23 protein-coding genes and 1 pseudogene are annotated in these 19724 nt (G+C 61.0%); 9 read left to right on the forward strand and 15 right to left on the reverse strand.

Annotated elements, in window-relative coordinates; all coding sequences use genetic code 11:
* The first annotated feature begins 25 nt into the window (after nt 1-25).
* Nucleotides 26-1909: a TonB-dependent receptor domain-containing protein gene (locus ACI5GA_RS13330; protein WP_404634287.1), complete on the forward strand. Its 1884-nt coding sequence runs from the start codon at nt 26-28 to the stop codon at nt 1907-1909.
* 146 nt (nt 1910-2055) lie between these two features.
* Here ACI5GA_RS13330 and ACI5GA_RS13335 read toward each other — a convergent pair whose 3' ends face one another.
* From ACI5GA_RS13335 to nrdR, 12 genes are all read right to left on the reverse strand, one after another.
* Nucleotides 2056-2841: a cobalamin-binding protein gene (locus ACI5GA_RS13335; RefSeq protein WP_421422980.1), complete on the reverse strand. Its 786-nt coding sequence runs from the start codon at nt 2839-2841 to the stop codon at nt 2056-2058.
* Nucleotides 2841-3263: an MFS transporter gene (locus ACI5GA_RS13340; protein ID WP_421422981.1), complete on the reverse strand. Its 423-nt coding sequence runs from the start codon at nt 3261-3263 to the stop codon at nt 2841-2843. Before ACI5GA_RS13340 ends, ACI5GA_RS13335 begins: the two co-directional genes overlap by 1 nt.
* Nucleotides 3260-3877: a GTP cyclohydrolase II gene (gene ribA, locus ACI5GA_RS13345; protein WP_404634293.1), complete on the reverse strand. Its 618-nt coding sequence runs from the start codon at nt 3875-3877 to the stop codon at nt 3260-3262. The genes ACI5GA_RS13340 and ribA overlap by 4 nt, the downstream gene beginning before the upstream one ends.
* Nucleotides 3878-3988: 111 nt before the next feature.
* Complete coding sequence (locus tag ACI5GA_RS13350) at nt 3989-4765, reverse strand: substrate-binding periplasmic protein (protein WP_421422982.1); 777 nt, start codon at nt 4763-4765, stop codon at nt 3989-3991.
* Nucleotides 4766-4790: 25 nt separating this feature from the next.
* The gene (locus tag ACI5GA_RS13355; protein WP_404634297.1) at nt 4791-5300 is read right to left on the reverse strand and encodes a phosphatidylglycerophosphatase A family protein; all 510 of its coding nucleotides are present in this window, start codon (nt 5298-5300) and stop codon (nt 4791-4793) included.
* Nucleotides 5297-6262 carry a thiamine-phosphate kinase gene (gene thiL, locus ACI5GA_RS13360; RefSeq protein ID WP_421425477.1) on the reverse strand — a complete coding sequence of 322 codons (966 nt, stop codon included), beginning with the start codon at nt 6260-6262 and terminating at the stop codon, nt 5297-5299. The genes ACI5GA_RS13355 and thiL overlap by 4 nt, the downstream gene beginning before the upstream one ends.
* 37 nt (nt 6263-6299) lie before the next feature.
* Nucleotides 6300-6800 (reverse strand): transcription antitermination factor NusB, encoded by a 501-nt coding sequence (nusB, locus tag ACI5GA_RS13365; RefSeq protein ID WP_404634299.1) that lies wholly within the window; start codon nt 6798-6800, stop codon nt 6300-6302.
* The gene (gene ribE, locus ACI5GA_RS13370) at nt 6797-7273 is read right to left on the reverse strand and encodes a 6,7-dimethyl-8-ribityllumazine synthase (RefSeq protein WP_108239524.1); all 477 of its coding nucleotides are present in this window, start codon (nt 7271-7273) and stop codon (nt 6797-6799) included. Before ribE ends, nusB begins: the two co-directional genes overlap by 4 nt.
* 135 nt (nt 7274-7408) lie before the next feature.
* Nucleotides 7409-8500 (reverse strand): bifunctional 3,4-dihydroxy-2-butanone-4-phosphate synthase/GTP cyclohydrolase II, encoded by a 1092-nt coding sequence (gene ribBA, locus ACI5GA_RS13375; protein WP_404634301.1) that lies wholly within the window; start codon nt 8498-8500, stop codon nt 7409-7411.
* A 17-nt stretch (nt 8501-8517) separates the two neighbouring features.
* Nucleotides 8518-9189 carry a riboflavin synthase gene (locus ACI5GA_RS13380; RefSeq protein ID WP_062384719.1) on the reverse strand — a complete coding sequence of 224 codons (672 nt, stop codon included), beginning with the start codon at nt 9187-9189 and terminating at the stop codon, nt 8518-8520.
* Nucleotides 9190-9235: 46 nt separating this feature from the next.
* Nucleotides 9236-10375, reverse strand: a complete 1140-nt coding sequence (gene ribD, locus ACI5GA_RS13385) for a bifunctional diaminohydroxyphosphoribosylaminopyrimidine deaminase/5-amino-6-(5-phosphoribosylamino)uracil reductase RibD (protein WP_404634303.1) — start codon at nt 10373-10375, stop codon at nt 9236-9238.
* 2 nt (nt 10376-10377) lie between these two features.
* Nucleotides 10378-10842 carry a transcriptional regulator NrdR gene (nrdR, locus tag ACI5GA_RS13390; protein WP_167362104.1) on the reverse strand — a complete coding sequence of 155 codons (465 nt, stop codon included), beginning with the start codon at nt 10840-10842 and terminating at the stop codon, nt 10378-10380.
* A gap of 160 nt (nt 10843-11002) precedes the next feature.
* Here nrdR and ACI5GA_RS13395 point away from each other — a divergent pair, with 160 nt between their 5' ends.
* From ACI5GA_RS13395 to trxA, 3 genes are all read left to right on the forward strand, one after another.
* Nucleotides 11003-11455 (forward strand): YbaY family lipoprotein, encoded by a 453-nt coding sequence (locus tag ACI5GA_RS13395; protein WP_404634305.1) that lies wholly within the window; start codon nt 11003-11005, stop codon nt 11453-11455.
* A complete protein-coding gene (locus ACI5GA_RS13400; protein WP_421422983.1) occupies nt 11452-12105 on the forward strand; it encodes a class I SAM-dependent methyltransferase in 654 nt (217 codons plus the stop codon). Before ACI5GA_RS13395 ends, ACI5GA_RS13400 begins: the two co-directional genes overlap by 4 nt.
* A gap of 112 nt (nt 12106-12217) precedes the next feature.
* On the forward strand, nt 12218-13090 hold the full coding sequence (gene trxA / locus ACI5GA_RS13405) for a thioredoxin (RefSeq protein WP_421422985.1): 873 nt from the start codon (nt 12218-12220) through the stop codon (nt 13088-13090).
* A 144-nt stretch (nt 13091-13234) separates the two neighbouring features.
* On the opposite strand, the gene ACI5GA_RS13410 is transcribed toward trxA, so the two are convergent.
* Complete coding sequence (locus ACI5GA_RS13410) at nt 13235-13588, reverse strand: hypothetical protein (protein WP_404634311.1); 354 nt, start codon at nt 13586-13588, stop codon at nt 13235-13237.
* Between the two features lie 149 nt (nt 13589-13737).
* Here ACI5GA_RS13410 and ACI5GA_RS13415 point away from each other — a divergent pair, with 149 nt between their 5' ends.
* From ACI5GA_RS13415 to ACI5GA_RS13435, 5 genes and pseudogenes are all read left to right on the forward strand, one after another.
* Complete coding sequence (locus ACI5GA_RS13415; RefSeq protein WP_404634313.1) at nt 13738-14313, forward strand: DUF2796 domain-containing protein; 576 nt, start codon at nt 13738-13740, stop codon at nt 14311-14313.
* A 2-nt stretch (nt 14314-14315) separates the two neighbouring features.
* Nucleotides 14316-15025 (forward strand): annotated as a pseudogene (locus tag ACI5GA_RS13420) (ABC transporter ATP-binding protein); the annotation flags it as partial.
* Nucleotides 15026-15027: 2 nt separating this feature from the next.
* Nucleotides 15028-16293 (forward strand): ABC transporter permease, encoded by a 1266-nt coding sequence (locus ACI5GA_RS13425; protein ID WP_421422986.1) that lies wholly within the window; start codon nt 15028-15030, stop codon nt 16291-16293.
* 11 nt (nt 16294-16304) lie between these two features.
* Complete coding sequence (locus ACI5GA_RS13430; protein WP_404634317.1) at nt 16305-16826, forward strand: DUF3299 domain-containing protein; 522 nt, start codon at nt 16305-16307, stop codon at nt 16824-16826.
* A gap of 225 nt (nt 16827-17051) precedes the next feature.
* Nucleotides 17052-17738 carry an OmpW family outer membrane protein gene (locus tag ACI5GA_RS13435; RefSeq protein WP_404634319.1) on the forward strand — a complete coding sequence of 229 codons (687 nt, stop codon included), beginning with the start codon at nt 17052-17054 and terminating at the stop codon, nt 17736-17738.
* A gap of 151 nt (nt 17739-17889) precedes the next feature.
* Here the strand turns inward: ACI5GA_RS13435 and ACI5GA_RS13440 are convergent, their stop codons facing one another.
* Together ACI5GA_RS13440 and ACI5GA_RS13445 are read right to left on the reverse strand one after the other, a co-directional pair.
* Entirely contained in the window at nt 17890-18819 is a 930-nt protein-coding gene (locus ACI5GA_RS13440; protein WP_404634321.1) for an NAD-dependent epimerase/dehydratase family protein, read from the reverse strand.
* Nucleotides 18812-19696, reverse strand: coding sequence for a sugar nucleotide-binding protein (locus tag ACI5GA_RS13445; RefSeq protein WP_404634323.1), 885 nt, complete (start codon nt 19694-19696; stop codon nt 18812-18814). The genes ACI5GA_RS13440 and ACI5GA_RS13445 overlap by 8 nt, the downstream gene beginning before the upstream one ends.
* Between the last annotated feature and the right edge of the window lie 28 nt (nt 19697-19724).

Here is a 19724-nt window from a genome sequence, read left to right on the forward strand (position 1 = left end):
GAACGATCATCATCTCGCTGAACATATGACCTTATCCCGTCTCGCCCTCGCGTTCTCCCTACTGCCAACCACCCAAGCCTTCGCCGATCTCCCGGACCGTGAAAACGCCCTGAAACTCCCCGACGTCCTGATCAGCGCCAACCGTCAAGTCGAACAGCGGGACGCGAGCACCGCCGCCAACACCGTCTTCACCCGCGCCGACATCGAACGCCTGCAACCCACCGGCGTCACCGACCTGCTCAACCGCGTGCCCGGCGTACAAGTAGCGCCGAGCGGTGGTCGTGGCAGCCTGCCGGGGATTTACATTCGTGGCACCAAAGCTGCGCAGAGCCTTGTACTGGTGGACGGCCAGCGCATTGCCAACGCCACCTCCGCTGACAGCGCGTTGCAGTACCTCAACGTCGATCAAGTCGAACGCGTCGAAGTGCTACGCGGCTCTCGGTCAGTGGTATACGGTGCAGACGCCATCGGGGGCGTGATTCAGATCTTCACTCGGCGCGGCGCCGAACAGGGCCTGCAAGCGCGGCTGCACACCGGTTTCGGCAATCGTGGCACGACGCAAAACAGCCTAGGCCTGTCAGGCGGCGACACGCAAACCCACTTCAACCTCAGTACCAGCCTCGATGAAACCGATGGTATCGACCGAACCGGCCCGTCCTTTGCCAGCGACGCCGATCACGACGCCTACCGCAACAAGGCGTATAGCCTGAACCTGAGCCATTGGCTGAACGATGACGTGGAAATCGGTTTCAACGCGCTGAATAACAAAGGCAAGACCGAGTTCGACAACCCGTTTGGCCTGTTCGACCCCGTAACCTTCGACAGCGTGGGACAACAGCCATACAGCGACTTCGAGTTGAGCAGCCTCGGCACCTACCTCGATGCACGCATCAACGAGCATTGGAAAACGCGGCTGGAGGTGGGCCACAGCGAGAACCGCGAGAAGACCTTCGACAAGCTCAGCGACGATCACTACGTATTCAACACCTACCGCGACTCGGTGAACTGGCAGAACGACCTGACGCTGGATGAGCGCAACAGCCTGATGCTCGGCGGCGATTGGTACGAGGATCGGGTCAATAGCAGCACGGCATTCGATGAAGACAGCCGCTGGAACCGCGCGGCGTTCATTCAGCACCGTTTCAAGGGTGACGGCTTTTCCACTGAACTGGGTCTGCGTCATGACCAGAACCAGCAATTCGGTAGCCAGAACACATGGAGCGGGACGCTGACCGTGCCGTTGAACGACGCCAACGATGTGCTGCTGTCCTACAGCGAAGGCTTTCGCGCCCCGACGTTCAACGATCTGTATTACCCGGACTTCAGCAACCCGAATCTCAAGCCCGAGCATTCAAAAAGTTACGAAGTGCAATGGCGCAGCCGCCTGAGCGAGACCAGCAAACTGGAAGCGTCGCTGTACCGCACCGACCTTGAAGACGCGATTGCGCTAGACAGTGACTTCCGCCCACAGAACATCGGCTCAGCGCGAATCAACGGTGTTGAAGCTTCGTTCGAGCAACAACTGTTTGGCTGGACCAGCAAGCTGGGCGCTTCGATCATCGACCCGCGCGACCGCGATACCGGCCACACGCTGAATCGACGCGCGCGTCGAACCCTGAATCTGGACCTCGATCGCCAGTTCGACCGCCTCGGCGTGGGCGCGAGTTGGCAGGCGGTGAGCAGCAGTTACAACGACGAAGCCAATACGCAGAACATCGGCGGTTACGCGCTGCTAGGGCTGCGTAGTAGTTGGAAGGCCAGTGACGAAGTGAGACTGGAATTCAAACTGGATAACGCTCTGGACAAGCGCTACAGCCGCACGTTGTACAGTTTTGATGGCAGCAACTACGGTTATCGCGAAGAAGGCCGCACGTGGGTGATTGGCATCACCTGGACGCCCCAGTTGTAACTCCGAATATGGCGGCTTCTGCCGAAGGCGTGGGAGCCGGCTTGCTGGCGAATGCAGAGGGTCAGACACCGCAGCGGTGAATGATATGCCATATTCGCCAGCAAGCCGGCTCCCACGCCCTTTCGGCCAGAATCAAAAGCGGCGCATCAGCGATCAGGGGATAAGGTTTCACACAGTCTGGCCACCGCCTCGATCATCTGCCCACTCGGCCGCTCTATGCCTTTATCCGGCACCACCAACAGACGGGCCTTCAGTGACGGCCAGGCTTTCCAGACAGCGAGTTGAGATGTCGCCCCCGCCACGATCACTTCAGGATTGCGCTGTAACACTGATTCAAGGCTGACCTGCGGCGCAGGCTGACTCAGGTCGGCAAATACGTTGCGGGCCCCACACACGGCCAGAGCATCGCTGATGATCTGCCCGCCACCCACGGTGTACAGCGGCTGATCCCAGACCTGATAAAACACACTGATCGGCACATCCTGGTGATAGCGCTTTCGCAATTCGCTCAGGCGTTGACGAAACACCCCAGCCACCTGCCGCCCCCGCTCGGCACGCCCTAGCCGTTCGCCAATCTGCTCAATCTGATCAGCCAACTGGGCCAGCGAGTGCGGCTCGGCGATAAAGGTCGGGATTTTCAGACGCTGCAACTGGTCACGCTGGGAAGCGCTGACACTGCCCGGCCAAAGCAACAACAGATCCGGGCGCAAGCTCAGCAGGCGCTCCATTTCCAGTTGTCCGTAACGCCCCACTGACATCAATGCTGCTGCACCAGAGGGACGATCGCCGCCATCCAGCACACCGACCAACAGATCGGCAGCATCCAGTTCAACCACGATTTCGGTCAGGGAAGGCGCAAGGCTGATGACACGTTCAGCCGCGCTGGCGTGCCAGACGGTGAACGACAGCAGGCAGGCGATCAGCCGACGCATCAAGCCAACTGGCGAGGGATGCGATACAGGTACAGAAGGACGACGCTGGACAGCGCCAACAACGCGAGCGCTACAGCTTCGAGATTCGCGAGCACCGCTAGCGCCGCTATCCAGGCGGGCAATCCTGCTGCCAGAAACGCCATGCGCCGGTCAGCGGCCAGTTTGAGCCACGCAGCAGGTTCTTCAGGGGTATCGAGGGCCTTGCCGGTGGCCAGCAGTGAGCGCTTGTAGACGCCGAACGGTTTGAGGCTGACGAACATTGAGGCGATGCCCGCGATGAACAGGGGCATGGCGAACACCGACGGGCTGGCCGCTTCGTCGCTGCCGAAAAACATGCAGACCACCAGCAGCGGCGCCAGCGTCAAGGCCAGTTGCCGCCACCATGCCAGCGCCAGACGACGGCGCACATTGCCCCGTGTCACGCGGGATCGACCTCGCTTTGATGTTCGTTGCCCATCATGTGTCCGAGCTTGCCTGCCTTGGTCGCCAAGTAGAGCTTGTTGTGCGGGTTCTGACCCGTGTGCAGCGGCACCCGCTCGGCGACCTTGATGCCCATGTCGGTCAGGGCTTTGACTTTGCGCGGGTTGTTGGTCATCAGGCGCAGCGATTTGACGCCCAGATGCTCCAGCATCGGCAGGCAAATCCCGTAGTCACGCTGGTCGGCGGCAAAGCCCAGACGCTCGTTCGCTTCAACGGTGTCTGCACCGCCGTCCTGCAATTCATAGGCGCGGATCTTGTTCATCAGGCCAATACCGCGCCCTTCCTGGCGCAGATACAACAGCACGCCACGACCTTCAGCGGCAATGGCGCGCAAGGCGGCTTCGAGCTGAGAGCCGCAATCGCAGCGCTGGCTGAATAATGCATCGCCGGTCAGGCATTCGGAATGCACGCGGCCCAGTACCGGCGCACCGTCCGAGACATCACCCAGGCTGAGAACAACGTGTTCACGACCGGTTTCCTGCTCCAGAAAACCGTTCATTTTGAAAGTGGCAAAAGGGGTAGGCAGCTTGGAAGCCGCGACAAATACGACGGGCACCGTGTGCTCCTGATCAGTATGAGGACTGGAATTTAGCAAGGCCGCATTGTAACAGCAGGTTCTGGCAGACGCTTAGGCTGAATTGTCGGCCATTCAGATCAGGAAGTTTGATCATTGCCTGACCCCTGTCTTGCTCGGACCATCGCCTGCATCGAACGGATAAGGCTGCTTCCAGTGAGCGAAGACGGGTCGCAGCTTGCCTGAGTGCACCAATTGCGCCACGCGCTGATCGAACAAGTCCCGCAGAAAGCGACCTCGCGCGTTGTCGGCAAAGCTTAGGTACAGCGGGATCGCCATCAAATAGGTCTTGCGAAAGCGCTGAGGCTCTTTGGTTTGAGCGAGGATGAAATCCACTTCCGGCTTGGCGTCGATGTACAGGTCGGCACGGCCATGGTCGAGCATCGTCAGGATATGATCGCGCCGCGCCACCTCATTGAAGTGAACCACATTGGGCAGGTATTGCTGGAAATCGTAACCGCGCACCCAGGCCAGCCGATAACTGCCCAGAGACTTGAGCGTCGGTGCAGGATCGGAAGCCGGCCCCAGCGCATAGATCTCGTCGGTGTCGTAGTGCCATTTCGGGTAGAGCGTGCCTTCGACCTCATTCTCATAGGCCCCCACCCAGGCATCTGCTTCGCCACGCTGCACCAGACCGACGGCGCGAGTGTAAGGCTCGATCCGCGACGCGACCTTGATACCGGCAGGCTCGAAGATTTCCCGCATCAGGTCCCACCCCAGCCCCGTGCCGTCCGCCTCGGTATAGGCGTTCCATTGCTCGCTGACGAGGACGATGTCGGTCGGTTTTTCGGGCGAAGGCTCGGGATGTGCCAAATCGTCGGCCGCACAAAAGCCTGCGATCAGCATCGACAGGCCCAGCAGCCAATTCATCCCCACGCGCCCCATCGGTCGTTTCCTAAATGACGCCCCACACCCAGACTAGACCCTGCATCGCCAACCACGCAAAGACACCGGCCAAAACGTCATCGAGCATGATGCCGACGCCGCCGTGGACGTGTTTGTCGACCCAGTGGATGGGCCAGGGTTTGAGGATGTCGAAGAAGCGGAACATCAGAAAGCCTGCCAGCAGCCAGCCCCATCCCTCGGGCACCAGCCACAGCGTGATCCACATGCCGACCATTTCATCCCAGACGATGCCTTCGTGGTCATGCACGCGCAGGTCGTCCGCCACTTTGCCGCACAGCCAGAAACCGAACAGCATGGTGATGCCCAGCATCAGCCAGTAGCCCCAATCCGGCAGCATCTGCCACAACGGGATGAACGGCACGGCGACCATTGACCCCCAAGTGCCCGGCGCCTTGGGCAAAGTACCCGAGCCGAAACCGAACGCCAGGAAATGCCAGGGGTTGGTCCACACCGATGGCGGAACGTTTTCCGCCGGGACCTGATTAGGATGATCTGTCACCGTGTCTCCCGAAAATGTTGGTAACCCCGAGTCAAAGGCGTGACGTCGCGCCCTTGCTCGTCGATCAATACCACGCCCCGCCCGTCGACCACCTGGCCGATCACGAAAACGGGCCAGCCCGCCTCGACGAGCTCAGCCAGGCATGATGCCGGGAGCGTGAAGGCCAGTCTGTAGTCGTCGCCGCCACTGAGTGCCGCATTCAGCGCCTCGTCAGCATCGAAAAACGCTCGCAGCGCGTCAGACATTGGCACTTTGTCGCGTTCAATTCGCAAGCCTACGCCCGAAGCCGTTGCAATATGCCCACAATCGGCCAACAGCCCGTCGGAGATATCCAGCGACGAGGTCGCCTTGCCCCGCAGCGCCATGCCCAGTTCAAGTTGAGGCTGTGGCGACCAGTAGCGCGCCAGCAGGGCCTGAGTGGTAGACGCCTCGGCACTGCGCTGGTTCAACACCAGCGGCAGCGCACCGGCACCATCGCCCAAAGGCCCGCCAACGCACAGCAGATCACCCGGTTTCGCACCGCTACGCGTCATCGCCAGCCCGATGGGGACCGAGCCGAACACCGTGACCGTCAGGCTCAGCGGCCCACGGGTGGTGTCGCCGCCAATCAGGCGCATCGAGCAGCCTTGAGCCATCTCGTTCAAGCCACGGGCGAACGCTTCCAGCCAGGCGGCGGAAACTTCAGGCAGGGTCAAGGCAAGGGTGAATGCGAGGGGGCTGGCGCCCATGGCCGCCAGATCGCTGGCGGAAACACCAAGGGCACGCTGGCCCAGCAGGAAAGGATCGCAGGCGTCGGGGAAATGCACCCCGGCAACCAGCGTGTCGGTGGAAATCGCCAATTGCTCGCCAGCAGCCACCGACAACAGGGCGCAGTCGTCGCCGATCCCCAATGCGACACCTTCGCCAAGCTGCGCACAGGGCGCAGCGGCGAAGTAGTTGCGGATCAGTTCGAACTCGCCCATGGCGTCAAGCACTCAAGGTTCTGGACAGCCAGACGCCTTAGCGCTTGTTGGCCTTGACTTCAGCATCGCGCAGACGCGGTGCCAGCTTGTCGAGTACGCCGTTGACGAACTTGTGGCCGTCGGTCGAACCGTAGACTTTCGCCAGTTCGATGCCTTCGTTGATGACCACGCGGTACGGCACGTCGATGCGCTTGAGCAGCTCGTAGGTCGAGAGGCGCAGAACCGCCAGCTCAACCGGGTCCAGCTCTTCAAGGGCCAGATCCAGGCAAGGCTTGAGCGCAGTGTCGACTTCGGTCTTGCTGGCGGCCACGCCGTGCAGCAGTTCGCGGAAGTACACGCCGTCAACGTCGGTGAAGTCGTTGTCGACACGGAATTGCGCTTCGATTTCGTTCAGCGAGTGACCTGCCATGTGCCATTGGTAAAGGGCCTGAGTGGCGAGGCCACGGGCCGCGCGACGCTTTTCGCTCTTCGATGGCTTGCCGGCATCGGCCGGACGAGGTTCACGCGGGTTGAACTGATCGCTGTCGTCGTTAATCACTTGGCCTCCAACTGCGCCAACAGGCTGACCATCTCAAGGGCGGACAGCGCAGCTTCGGCGCCTTTGTTACCGGCCTTGGTGCCGGAACGTTCGATGGCTTGTTCGATGGAGTCAACGGTCAGGACGCCGAAGGCGACCGGCACGCCGAATTCCATGGAGACTTGGGCCAGGCCTTTGGTGCATTCACCGGCCACGTATTCGAAGTGCGGAGTGCCACCACGGATCACGGCGCCCAGAGCGATGATCGCGGCGTATTCGCTGCGTTGAGCGACTTTCTGCACGACCAGCGGGATTTCGAACGCGCCTGGTGCGCGGATGATGGTGATGTCGCTTTCGCTCACGCCATGGCGAACCAGGGCATCAACGGCACCGCTCACCAGGCTTTCCACGACGAAGCTGTTGAAACGGCCAACCACCAGGGCGTAGCGACCTTGTGGGGCGATGAAGGTACCTTCGATGGTCTTCAGGGTCATTCGGCTGAGTCTCGTAATTAAAGAGCAAGCGCGCATCAGGCGCGCGCTTTCAGGGATTTTAGGCCACGAATCGGCGACCGCAGGAACAAAAACCGGGAAAACACGGGGCTTTCACGGCGGCTGACCTGCCGGTCTTTATTCGGAGGGCACGTATTCTACAACTTCCAGATCGAAACCGGATATCGCGTTGAACTTCATTGGCGAACTCATGAGGCGCATTTTGCGAACGCCCAGGTCGCGCAGGATCTGCGAACCGGCGCCGACCGTGCTGTACGTGGTCGGTGTTTTGACCGGTGCGGCACCTGCGGTTTCCCGCACATGGGCCAACACCGCATCGCCATCCAGCGGATGTCCCAGCAGCAGAACGACACCGCTGCCCGCCTCGGACACAGCAGCCATGGCGGCGCGCAGGCTCCAGCGGCCAGGTTGCTTGACCATCAACAGGTCGCGCAGCGGGTCCATGTTGTGGACGCGTACCAGGGTAGGTTCTTCCGCACACACCTTGCCCAAGGTCAGGGCCAAGTGAACGTCGCCTTCGACGGAATCTCGGTAGGTCACCAGGTTGAACTGGCCCTGTTCGGTATCCAAAGGCTGCTCGGCAATCCGCTGAACGGTACGTTCGTGGATCATCCGGTAATGAATCAGGTCGGCGATGGTGCCGATCTTGATGTTGTGCTCGGCGGCAAACGCTTCCAGTTCAGGGCGACGGGACATGGTGCCGTCGTCGTTCATGACTTCACAGATCACACCGGTTGGCTCGAAACCGGCCATGCGCGCCAGATCGCACGCAGCTTCGGTGTGGCCGGCGCGGGACAGCGTGCCACCGGCCTGAGCCATCAGCGGGAAGATGTGACCGGGGCTGACGATGTCTTCAGCTTTCGCATCCTTCGCGGCAGCGGCCTGAACAGTGCGCGCACGGTCGGCAGCGGAAATACCAGTGGTCACACCTTCGGCGGCCTCGATGGACACGGTGAATTTGGTGCCGAAACCCGAACCGTTGCGTGGTGCCATCAGTGGCAGTTTCAGGGTTTCACAACGCTCGCGGGTCATCGGCATGCAGATCAGGCCGCGGGCATAACGCGCCATGAAGTTGATGTGCTCAGCCTTGACGCACTCGGAGGCCATGATCAGATCGCCTTCGTTCTCGCGATCTTCGTCATCCATGAGGATGACCATCTTGCCTTGGCGAATGTCTTCCACCAGTTCTTCGATGCTATTGAGCGCCACGCGGCACCCCCTTCAATTCAGGATTTGAGGTAGCCGTTGGCGGCCAGAAAGCTTTCAGTGATGGTGCCGCCCTGGGCAGGCGTCGGGTCGGCGGCCTTGTCACCGAGCAGCAAACGCTCCAGGTAACGTGCCAGCAGGTCCACTTCCAGGTTGATCTTACGGCCCGGGCGGTAGTCGCCCATGATGGTTTCGGCCAGCGTGTGCGGCACGATGGTCAGCTCGAACTCGGCGCCATTGACGGCGTTCACGGTCAGGCTGGTGCCGTCGACGGTGATCGAGCCTTTGTGCGAAATGTACTTGGCCAACTCGCGTGGAGCGCGCATGCGGAACTGGATCGCACGGGCGTTCTCTTCGCGGGACAGGACTTCGCCGACGCCGTCGACGTGACCGCTGACCAGATGGCCGCCCAGGCGGGTGGTCGGGGTCAGAGCTTTTTCAAGATTGACGCGGCTGCCGGTCTTCAGATCGACGAAGGCCGTCACGTCGAGGGTTTCGCGGCTGACGTCAGCCCAGAAACCGTCGCCTGGCAGCTCAACGGCGGTCAGACACACGCCGTTGACCGCGATGCTGTCGCCGAGTTTGACGTCAGACAGGTCGAGCTTGCCGGTCTCTACATAAACGCGGACATCGCCGCCTTTGGGAGTGATGGCGCGGATGCTGCCGATGGATTCGATGATGCCGGTAAACATGGGTCCTCCAGGAGAACAGGGCCAGCGCTGAAAGCGAAAGCCGGAATTATACGCTCGCGCTCGGCGTCGGAATTGCAATAACGCGCCAGTCATTACCGATTGCGCGCATTTCGACGATTTTCAGCTCCAGCGACTCGCTCATTTGCGCCAGCGGCAAATCCAGCAATGGACGTGCAGAAGAGCCCATGAACTTGCCTGCGACGAAAATCTGAAATTCATCGACCAGCCCCAACCGCGTGAATGCGCCCGCCAGCTTGGGACCCGCTTCGACCAGTACGTCGTTGACACCACGGGCAGCCAGCTCAACCAGCAATTTACGCAGATCGACATGGCCACCGCTACTCGGCAACGCCAGCAATTCATGGCCTTCGGCGGTGTAGCGCTCGCGCGCGGAAGCGGCGGCACAGGTGGCGACCAGCGCGCTGCCCGCCTTGAAAAACGGCGCATCCAGCGGCACGCGCAAACGGCCATCGATCAGCACGCGCAATGGCGGGCGGGTAACAGCCAGCGCAGTGAGTTCTGCGTTCAGGCCCAACTCGTCAGGGCGCACGGTCAAACGAGCATCGTCGGCCAGCACGGTGTCAGCGCCGGTCAGCACCACACTCGACTGCGCCCGCAGACGTTGCACCGCCGAGCGCGCTTCAGGGCCTGTGATCCACTGGCTCTCGCCGCTGGCCATGGCCGTGCGGCCGTCGAGGCTCATCGCCAATTTGACCCGCACGTAAGGCAGGCCATGTTCCATGCGTTTGAGAAAACCTTTGTTGAGCGCCCGCGCTTCGCTTTCCAGCACGCCGCTCTGCACCGCAATCCCGGCGCTCATCAGGCGCAACAAACCGCGCCCGGCGACATCGGGGTTGGGGTCCTGCATCGCCGCAACCACACGACCGACACCGGCATTCACCAGCGCATCGGCGCATGGCGGGGTGCGGCCGTGATGGCTGCACGGTTCAAGAGTGACGTAAGCGGTGGCACTTTTTGCCTTGTCGCCTGCCTGACGCAGCGCGTGGACTTCGGCATGAGGCTCGCCCGCCCGCACGTGCCAACCTTCACCGACAACTTCACCATCACGCACGATGACGCAGCCCACCCGTGGATTTGGGTGCGTCGAGTAGACGCCCTTGCGCGCCAGTTCCAGCGCTCGCGCCATGTAGAAGGCGTCGAGCACACTTTGCTCTGTGGAGGGCATGCTCACTCTTTAACCGGCTCGCGGGCCAGTCGGTCGATTTCTTCGCGGAATTCGTTGAGGTCCTGAAACCGCCGGTACACCGACGCAAAGCGGATGTAGGCCACTTCGTCGAGCTTTTGCAACTCGGCCATGACCAGTTCACCGACGATCAAGGATTTGACCTCGCGCTCGCCCGTCGCCCGCAGCTTGCTCTTGATGTGGGCCAGTGCCGCTTCCAGACGCTCGACGCTGACCGGGCGCTTTTCCAGTGCCCGCTGCATACCGGCGCGCAGCTTTTCTTCGTCGAAGGGCTGGCGGCTGCCGTCTTGCTTGATCAGCCGAGGCAGGACCAGTTCGGCGGTTTCAAACGTGGTGAAACGCTCGCCACAGGCCACGCATTCACGGCGACGGCGAACCTGATCGCCTTCAGCAACAAGGCGCGAATCGATGACTTTGGTGTCGTTGGCACCGCAAAAGGGACAGTGCATGGTGGCAGGCAACAAAAAAAGGGAGGGCCATGGTAGCGCATCCCGCTCGCAAGACAAGCCTCGACCTTTGAGGTATATAGACGCGCATTCAGGCAGCGAAAGCGCTCGCCCTCAGCGATACTGCGCCTGTCCCCGTTTCTGTTTTTTGCTGGAGCCGTTCATGACGCTACGTTTGCTTGCCGTATTCAGCCTGGTCGGCCTGCTTGCCGCCTGTAGCACCCCAGAACCGCCCAAGGCCACGGCCCCGGCCAAACCTGCACCGAACGCCATCAAGCTGCCAGAAGGCCCCGGCCCGCTGTTGCCTTATCAACGGGAAATAAGCGGCCAGTTGTTGGGCGTGCCTGCGGGCGCCGAGGTCGAGTTGGCGCTGCTGGTGATCGACGAGCGTAATCGCCCTCAGAAGCTGCTGAGCAGCACCAAGTTGACGGGCAACAACCAGTCGCTGCCGTTTCAGTTGCGCTTTAATCCCGAGGCCTTCCCCGAGGGGGCGCGGGTCGAGTTGCGTGGCCGCGCCAGCCAGTCCGGCCAGTTGATTCTGCATCTGCCTTCAGTGTTGATTGCACGACCTGACACCCAATCGGTGGGGCAACTGCAACTTTTCAAAATGCCATGACGCCTCCGTTTCATCTGCAATCGGCGTTGAGCGACCTGCTGGGCGATGCCCGGCTGGTTGCCGAGCCGTTGCCAGGTGCCAATCTCAAACTGTGGCTGATCGATGCGGACAACATGGATCGCGCTTTCAGCCCTGAAGAGACCCGGCGCATCCTCGAAGAGCCACCTTACTGGAGCTTTTGTTGGGCCAGTGGTCTGGCACTGGCGCGGTTTCTGGCTGAGAACCCGCATTGGGTCGAGGGCAAACGGGTACTGGATTTTGGCGCAGGCTCCGGCGTGGCAGGCATTGCAGCGATGAAGGCCGGAGCACTGGAGGTGGTGGCCTGTGATCTTGACCCTGTCGCCATTGCGGCGTGCAAAGCGAATGCGCAGCTCAACGGTGTCACGCTCAGTTACTCAACGGACTTTTTTGCAGAAGATGATCGCTTCGATCTGATTCTGGTGGCCGACGTGCTCTACGACCGCGCCAACCTGCCGCTGCTGGATCAGTTTCTGACACGCGGGAAAGAGGCATTGGTGGCTGACTCCCGGGTTCGCGATTTCCAGCACCCGGATTATCAGCGATTGGGGATTCTCGAAGCGCTCACCCTGCCGGATCTGGCGGAGCCGTGGGAGTTTCGCAAAGTCAGCCTGTATCACGCGATGCGATAGAACGCGCACTTCTCAGCCGGCCGTATTGCGACAGGTCATTACCACACCCGCTTCCGGCAATGGCCGCCGCCCTTTATAGTTGGCGCCATTGAGCCTTTTTTCGAGACGTGTGATGAGCCAGGAAACGCCGTACATCTTCGATGTGACCACTGCCACTTTCGATCAGTTGGTCATCGAGAATTCCTTTCACAAACCCGTGCTGGTGGACTTCTGGGCAGAATGGTGCGCGCCGTGCAAGGTGCTGATGCCGTTGCTCAAGCAAATCGCCGAGAGCTACCAGGGTGAGTTGTTGCTGGCCAAGGTCGATTGCGATGCCGAGCAGGAAATCGTCGGGCGATTCGGTATTCGCAGCCTGCCAACCGTAGTGCTGTTCAAGGATGGCCAGCCAGTGGACGGTTTCGCCGGTGCTCAGCCCGAGTCCGAAATCCGCAAGCTGCTCGAACCCCATGTGCAAATGCCACCGCCTGCCGAAGCCGATCCGTTGAAGACGGCTCAGGCAATGTTCGCCGAGAGCCACTTCGCCGAAGCCGAAGCCGTTCTGCAAACGATTCTGAGCGAGGACAACACTAACGCCGCTGCGCTGATTCTGTACGCACGCTGCCTGGCTGAGCGTGGCGAATTGATAGAAGCCCGCACAGTGCTGGACGCAGTCAAAGGTGACGAACACAAAGCCGCATTGGCGGGCGCGAAGGCCCAACTGACGTTCCTCGGTGAGGCGAAAGCCTTGCCGGATGCTGCCGAACTGAAATCCCGTCTGGCGCAAAATCCGCAAGACGATGAAGCGGCCTATCAACTGGCGATCCAGCAGTTGTCCCGCCAGCAATATGATGCGGCGCTGGAGGGCTTGCTCAAGTTGTTCAGCCGTAATCGCAGCTACAACGAAGGCCAGCCGCACAAGACGCTGCTGCAGGTTTTTGACCTGCTGGGTAACGACCATCCGCTGGTGACGACGTACCGTCGCAAGTTGTTTGCGGCGTTGTACTAACGCCACGATTGGACGCCTAACCACATCCCTCTGTGGGAGCGAATTCACTCGCGAAAATCGTACAGCCGATAGAGATATTTCGGATGTGCCACCGCCTCGCGAATGAATTCGCTCCCACAGAAGATTGCGTTTCTGCCCTGAAAATCACTCCACCCAGTAATACTCCGGCGCATCGCCATGGCTTTCGACCCTGACGTTGGCGCTATGGCGCATGCGCACCATCAGGCGCTTGCCTGCCGCTGTACTCCCTGCCAGCCCTTCCAGTTGCCCCAGCAGGTCCGGCCCGCTCATGTGCCCGGCTTTGCGCAGCAAATCCTGCGCGATATCCCACGCTGCGTCGTTGCGAGCGGCGGCTGGTTTCGCCACTGCCCCGGTTTCTGGCTGGCTGCTCTGTGGCTGAACGTTTAAATGCATACCCAGCTTCGCCCAGTCGCTGTCATCCATTTCCACAGTCAGATCCACCGGCAGATCGCCGACGGTTCCACGAATTCGCAACATGATGTCTGTCCTCTGTTTGGCGATGTGACATGCTCCCACAACCCCTGTGCCCACTCCTACAGCGAAGTGCGTGGCAAAAATTTAAGAAACGCAGCGAGACATTGTTATAAGATCACATAACAACTTCTAATCCCTCCCGGAGCTCCCCCATGCGTCGTCTGCTACTCGCCTTGCCTTTCGCTCTGCTTCCCCTCGCCATCGCCCATGCCGCCGACGAACATGATCACGATCATGAACACGGCAGCCTGGGTGCGCATGTGCACGGGGTTGCGCGTCTGGACATGGCGCTGGACGGCCGTACGCTGGAGTTCGAGCTGGACAGCCCGGCCATGAACATCGTCGGCTTCGAACACGCCGCCACCACCGACGCCGACAAAATGAAGCTGGCGCTGGCCCGCGAAAGCCTGCTCAAGCCGCACGGCCTGTTCAGCATCCCTGAGGCCGCGGGTTGCTCGGTCACCAAAGCCAAGCTGGAAAGCCCGCTGTTCGGTGACAAGGACGATGACCACGACGACGGCGATGCCGACGAGCATGAACACGAGCACAGCGAGATCCACGGTCACTACCAGTTCAACTGCACCACGCCCGCTGTCCTGAACAAACTGGACCTGACCCAACTGTTCACCACGTTTCCGGCCACTCAGACCATCCAGGTCCAGTTGGTGACGCCGAAGCGCCAGATGGGCGCTGAAGTGCGTCCTAGCAATCCGGTCGTCAAGTTCTGAACATGGCTCACGCTCTGATCGAACTCTCCGAATTGGGCTTCGCCTGGCCGGGTCATGCGCCGTTGCTGGATATTCCGGCGTTTCGCCTGGAGCCGGGCGAGACGCTGTTTCTCAAAGGCCCCAGCGGGAGTGGCAAAACCACGTTGCTGGGCTTGTTGGGTGGGGTGCAGAAGCCCAATCGCGGCAGCATTCGGTTGCTCGGCCAGGAGCTGACCCAGCTCTCGGCTAGCGCCCGGGATCGCTTTCGCGTTGACCACACGGGTTACATCTTCCAGCAGTTCAACTTGCTGCCGTTTCTTTCGGTGCAGGAAAACGTCGAACTGCCCTGTCACTTCTCGAAGCTGCGTGCTGAACGGGCCACACAACGTCACGGCAGTGTCGATCAGGCCGCCGTAACGCTGCTCGCCCACTTGGGTTTGAAAGACCAGCAACTGCTGGAACGCCGTGCCGATTCGCTTTCCATCGGCCAGCAACAACGGGTTGCCGCTGCACGTGCGCTAATTGGTCAGCCCGAGCTGGTGATCGCTGACGAACCGACCTCGGCGCTGGATGCCGATGCGCGGGAAGCCTTCATCCATCTGCTGTTCGCTGAGTGCCGCGAGGCCGGTGCCAGCTTGTTGTTCGTCAGCCACGATCAAAGCCTGGCGCCGCTGTTCGACCGCAATCTGTCGCTGGCCGAACTCAACCGCGCCGCCATCGCCCCCGAGGTTTGAGATGTATCTTCTTCGCCTGGCGCTGGCCAGCCTCGCCAACCGCCGCTTCACCGCGTTTCTCACGGCCTTCGCCATCGCCCTCTCCGTCTGCCTGTTGCTGGCCGTGGAACGGGTGCGCACCGAAGCGCGCGCCAGTTTCGCCAGCACCATCAGCGGCACCGACCTGATCGTCGGCGCCCGCTCCGGCTCGGTGAACCTGCTGCTGTATTCGGTGTTCCGTATCGGCAACGCCACCAACAACATTCGCTGGGACAGCTTCGAACATTTCGCCAACAGCAAACAGGTGAAGTGGGCGATCCCGATTTCGTTGGGCGACAGCCATCGCGGTTATCGGGTGATGGGCACCAACGAATCGTATTTCGAGCATTACCAGTACGGCCGCCAGCAGCATCTGGAAATCGCCGATGGTCGTCCGTTCGCCACAGACCCGTTCGAAGTGGTGCTCGGCGCCGAAGTGGCCGAAGCGCTGCATTACAAACTCGGCGACAAGCTGGTACTGGCCCACGGCGTGGCAACGGTGAGCCTGGTCAAGCACGATGACAAGCCATTCACCGTCGTCGGTATTCTCAAGCGTACCGGCACCCCGGTGGACCGCACGCTGCACATCAGCCTAGGCGGTATGGAAGCGATTCACATCGACTGGCACAACGGCGTTCCGGCGCAAGGTGCAGGCCGCATCAGCGCGGATCAGGCACGCAACATGGACCTGACGCCCACGCAGATCACCGCCTTCATGCTGGGCCTTAACAGCAAGATTTCCACCTTCGCGCTGCAACGGGAGATCAACGAATTCCGCGGCGAGCCGATGCTGGCGATTCTGCCGGGCGTGGCCTTGCAGGAACTGTGGAGCCTGATGGGTACGGCGGAAAAAGCGCTGTTCGTGATTTCGCTGTTCGTGGTCCTGACCGGCCTGATCGGCATGTTGACGGCGATTCTGACCAGCCTCAACGAGCGCCGCCGGGAGATGGCCATTCTGCGCTCGGTGGGCGCACGGCCTTGGCACGTCGCGAGCCTGCTGATCCTCGAAGCCTTCGCCCTGGCGTTCGCGGGCGCAGTCACCGGTCTGGCGCTGCTGTACATCGGCATCGCGTCGGCTCAGGGTTACGTGCAGGCCAATTACGGGCTGTACTTGCCGCTGTCGCTGCCGAGCGCTTATGAATGGACACTGCTGGGGGGCATTCTCGGCGCCGCGCTGCTGATGGGCACAGTGCCCGCCTGGCGCGCGTACCGTCAGTCGCTGGCCGATGGCCTGTCGATTCGTTTGTGAGGGGTGGGGTGATGCGCAGGTGGTGGCTGGTGTTGGCGGTGTTGTTCGCAAGTGCGTCGTGGGCGCAGGACCTGCGCGTACTGACGTGGCAGGAAATGATCCCGCCTGATGCGCCGCCTGTGAAGCTGGTGACAGCACCGATTCACGACCTGTCGAAAATGGCGGACACCTTGTCGATGGAGTCCGCACCCGCCGCGCATCAACTCGCCCCCCATGCCCCGGTGGTGAAGTCGCTGGATGGGCAGATGGTGCGTCTGCCGGGTTACATCGTGCCGCTGGAAGTCAGCGAAGAAGGCCGCGTGACCGACTTCCTGCTGGTGCCGTATTTCGGCGCCTGTATCCACGTCCCACCGCCCCCGCCGAACCAAATCGTCCACGTCACCAGCGAGCTGGGCGTCAAGGTCGACGAACTGTATCAGCCGTACTGGATCGAAGGGCCGATGCAGGTCAAATCCACCACCACGGACCTGGCCGACGCCGGGTATCAGATGGAGGCGGACAAAATTCTGATTTATGAGCTTCCCGATCAATAGCTAGAGATGTTCCTCAGCCGTCCTCCCTCATCGCGAGCAAGCTCACTCCTACAGTGATCGCATTCCCCTGTAGGAGTGAGCCTGCTCGCGATGACGATATTCCAGGCAAAGAAGTTCAGCGTTTCGACTCGTCGATCAGCTTTTCATTGAGCTGCATCAAATAACCGCATCTGCACTGTTCGTAACATGGGGGCATCCCTTTTAAACGCCCTTACGGAGCCCCCCATGAACAAGTACCTGCTCGGCGCATCGTGCCTTGCACTCGCCTTTGGCATTCCCGTTGCCGCTCAAGCTCACCAGGCCGGTGACATCATCGTTCGCGCCGGGGCCGCGACCACCGCTCCGAATGAAGACAGCGGCAATCTGAAGTTCGACGGCGTCAAAGCGCCAGGCACCAAGGCAACGTTGGACAGTGACACCCAACTGGGCCTGACCTTCGCCTACATGCTGACCGACCACGTCGGCGTCGAACTGCTGGCTGCGACCCCGTTCCAGCACACCGTCGCGTTGAAGGGCCTGGGCGCCGGTCTGGATGGAAAGCTGGCAGACGTCAAGCAACTGCCGCCGACGCTGTCGTTGCAGTATTACCCGATGGACGCCAACTCCAAGTTCCAGCCGTACGCGGGTCTGGGCGTCAACTACACCTGGTTCTACGACGAAGACCTGAGCAGCAATCGCAAAGGCCAGGGTATGAGCAATCTGAGCCTGAAAAACTCGTGGGGCTGGGCCGGTCAGGTGGGTATGGATTACATGCTGACCGACAAGATCATGGTCAACGCCGCCGTGTGGTACGTGGACATCGATACCCAAGCCACACTGGACGGCCCTTCAGCACTGGGCGTGGGCCGCACCAAAGTCAACGTCGATGTCGATCCGTGGGTGTACATGGTCGGTTTCGGTTACAAATTCTGATCGCCTCACCACCAAACGGACGCGATTACTGTGGGAGTCGGCTGGCTGCGGGCGGCTCCCACAGGGAAAGCGTTACCAGCAACAAATACCGCGCCAGAAACAACACGCATGAAAAGGCCCCGATCATCGGGGCCTTTTTGCGTTTCAGTGATCAGCGCCCCAGCAGACGCGCCAACCCAAGATTCAACGGCGTCGGTTGCGGCACGTTGAACCGCGCCAGCAAGCGTTGATTGTCTGCTCGAGAGTGTTTGATATCCCCCGAGCGCGCAGGCAAATAACTCACAGGCGGTAATTTACCCACCACCTGACCGAACGCAGTCAGCAGTTCATTCAACGATGTAGTGGCATTGAGGCCCACGTTGATCGCCCCCTCTTCAACCGCAGGCTTTTCCAGCCCTTGCACCACGATGTCGACCAGGTCTTCAACGTAGAAGAAGTCCCGCGTCTGCTCGCCGTCGCCAAACACCGAAATCGGCAGGCCCTTCTCGGCACGCTCGGCAAAAATGCTGATCACGCCTGAGTAGGGCGACGACGGGTCTTGCCGCGGCCCGAAAATATTGAAGAAACGAAAGATCACCGGCTCCAGCGCGTGCTGACGGCGGTAGAAATCCAGGTAGTACTCGCTGGCCAACTTGTCCGAAGCGTAGGGGGTCAACGGCGCTTTCGGGGTGTCTTCGGTGATGGCCTGGCCTTCGCCGTTATTGCCATACACCGCTGCGCTGGACGCAAACACCACGCGTTTGATCCCCGCCTGACGCATCGCTTCACAGACATTCAACGTGCCGATGAAATTGCTCTGATGCGTCTTGACCGGGTCGTCCACCGACGCCTGCACCGAGGCCACAGCCGCCAGATGCGCGACCGCCTGACATCCCGCTGCCGCATGCGCCACCAGCGCAGCGTCCGCAACGTCACCCACGATCAACTCGACCCGAGGATTGTCCAGAGGCAGGTTGCTGCGTTTACCGGCGGACAGATCATCGAGTACGCGCACCGCGTAACCCTTGGCGAGCAGTGCGTCGACCAGGTGCGAGCCGATGAAACCGGCACCGCCGGTGATGAGGACAGGAGCATCAGACATGACGGTAATAGCGGTCCAATAAGCTGGGCAAACCGGCACGCCATGCGCGGGGCTTGATACCAAAGGTGTGAAGGATTTTCTTGCACGTGAGCACGGCGTTCTGTGGCTCATCGGCAGCATCAGGGCTCGCGGCATGGGCCTGAGCGGTGGGCGCTTCGATCGCCAGTTGCCGCATCAGCCGTGCTTCGGTCAACACCGCCTGCCCCAGCGCCAGCGGCGTGGTGGCTTCGTGACCGGCGTAATGATACGTGCCCCACAGCGGAGCGGCGCAATCGAGCTGTTTGAGTACCGAAATGATCACCCGCGCCGCGTCATCGACCGGCGTCGGATTGCCACGGCGGTCATCCGCCAGAAACAGCTCTCCCGCTGTTTCAGCACGAGTGAGGAAACGCCCGAGCACGCCATCGGCGCTGTCATCGAGCAGCCAGCCGAAGCGCACCAGCACATGCTGCGGGCACGTTGCACGCACGCTTTGCTCGATGCGCCACAGCGCCTGACCACGTACGCCCAGCGGCACAGGCTCGTCTTTTTCACTGTACGCAGTGGCCCGCGAGCCATCGAACACGCGATAGCTGGAAGGTTGAACCAGAATGATGTTGTGGTGCTGGCACAGTTCGGCCAGACGCTCGACAGAGCGTTCCTGGGCATCCAGCCGCTCTGCGCTCACGCTCTGCGACTGAAACCAGTCGTAGTAATAAGCAAGGTTGATCAAAGCATCCGGGCGGGTGTCATCGAGCAGTTGCGTCAGGCTTGCCGCATCCCAACCGTCTTGCGGTGGACGCGGTGCGAGGAAACCAATGTCCTCCTCGGCACCCAGACGGATCAACGCCTGCCCAAGGGCATTCCCGCCGCCCAACAGCATAAGGCGCATTCGCATAGAGTCAGCAGGCTCGGTCTTGGATTCA

Origin of the sequence: Pseudomonas sp. Pseu.R1 (assembly GCF_045764065.1) — a bacterium.
GTDB lineage: Bacteria > Pseudomonadota > Gammaproteobacteria > Pseudomonadales > Pseudomonadaceae > Aquipseudomonas.

What these genes read in the sequence shown, in the direction of transcription:
- ACI5GA_RS13400 (WP_421422983.1), top strand. Translation starts at nt 11,452, where the DNA reads ATGACGCCTCCGTTTCATCTGCAATCGGCGTTGAGCGACCTGCTGGGC.
- ACI5GA_RS13435 (WP_404634319.1), top strand. Translation starts at nt 17,052, where the DNA reads ATGAACAAGTACCTGCTCGGCGCATCGTGCCTTGCACTCGCCTTTGGC.
- ACI5GA_RS13380 (WP_062384719.1), bottom strand. Translation starts at nt 9,189, where the DNA reads ATGTTTACCGGCATCATCGAATCCATCGGCAGCATCCGCGCCATCACT.
- nrdR (WP_167362104.1), bottom strand. Translation starts at nt 10,842, where the DNA reads ATGCACTGTCCCTTTTGCGGTGCCAACGACACCAAAGTCATCGATTCG.
- ACI5GA_RS13410 (WP_404634311.1), bottom strand. Translation starts at nt 13,588, where the DNA reads ATGTTGCGAATTCGTGGAACCGTCGGCGATCTGCCGGTGGATCTGACT.
- ACI5GA_RS13335 (WP_421422980.1), bottom strand. Translation starts at nt 2,841, where the DNA reads ATGCGTCGGCTGATCGCCTGCCTGCTGTCGTTCACCGTCTGGCACGCC.
- ribD (WP_404634303.1), bottom strand. Translation starts at nt 10,375, where the DNA reads ATGCCCTCCACAGAGCAAAGTGTGCTCGACGCCTTCTACATGGCGCGA.
- ACI5GA_RS13350 (WP_421422982.1), bottom strand. Translation starts at nt 4,765, where the DNA reads ATGAATTGGCTGCTGGGCCTGTCGATGCTGATCGCAGGCTTTTGTGCG.
- ACI5GA_RS13425 (WP_421422986.1), top strand. Translation starts at nt 15,028, where the DNA reads ATGTATCTTCTTCGCCTGGCGCTGGCCAGCCTCGCCAACCGCCGCTTC.
- ACI5GA_RS13430 (WP_404634317.1), top strand. Translation starts at nt 16,305, where the DNA reads ATGCGCAGGTGGTGGCTGGTGTTGGCGGTGTTGTTCGCAAGTGCGTCG.
- ribE (WP_108239524.1), bottom strand. Translation starts at nt 7,273, where the DNA reads ATGACCCTGAAGACCATCGAAGGTACCTTCATCGCCCCACAAGGTCGC.
- ACI5GA_RS13445 (WP_404634323.1), bottom strand. Translation starts at nt 19,696, where the DNA reads ATGCGAATGCGCCTTATGCTGTTGGGCGGCGGGAATGCCCTTGGGCAG.
- ACI5GA_RS13395 (WP_404634305.1), top strand. Translation starts at nt 11,003, where the DNA reads ATGACGCTACGTTTGCTTGCCGTATTCAGCCTGGTCGGCCTGCTTGCC.
- ACI5GA_RS13330 (WP_404634287.1), top strand. Translation starts at nt 26, where the DNA reads ATGACCTTATCCCGTCTCGCCCTCGCGTTCTCCCTACTGCCAACCACC.
- ACI5GA_RS13440 (WP_404634321.1), bottom strand. Translation starts at nt 18,819, where the DNA reads ATGTCTGATGCTCCTGTCCTCATCACCGGCGGTGCCGGTTTCATCGGC.
- ACI5GA_RS13415 (WP_404634313.1), top strand. Translation starts at nt 13,738, where the DNA reads ATGCGTCGTCTGCTACTCGCCTTGCCTTTCGCTCTGCTTCCCCTCGCC.
- trxA (WP_421422985.1), top strand. Translation starts at nt 12,218, where the DNA reads ATGAGCCAGGAAACGCCGTACATCTTCGATGTGACCACTGCCACTTTC.
- thiL (WP_421425477.1), bottom strand. Translation starts at nt 6,262, where the DNA reads ATGGGCGAGTTCGAACTGATCCGCAACTACTTCGCCGCTGCGCCCTGT.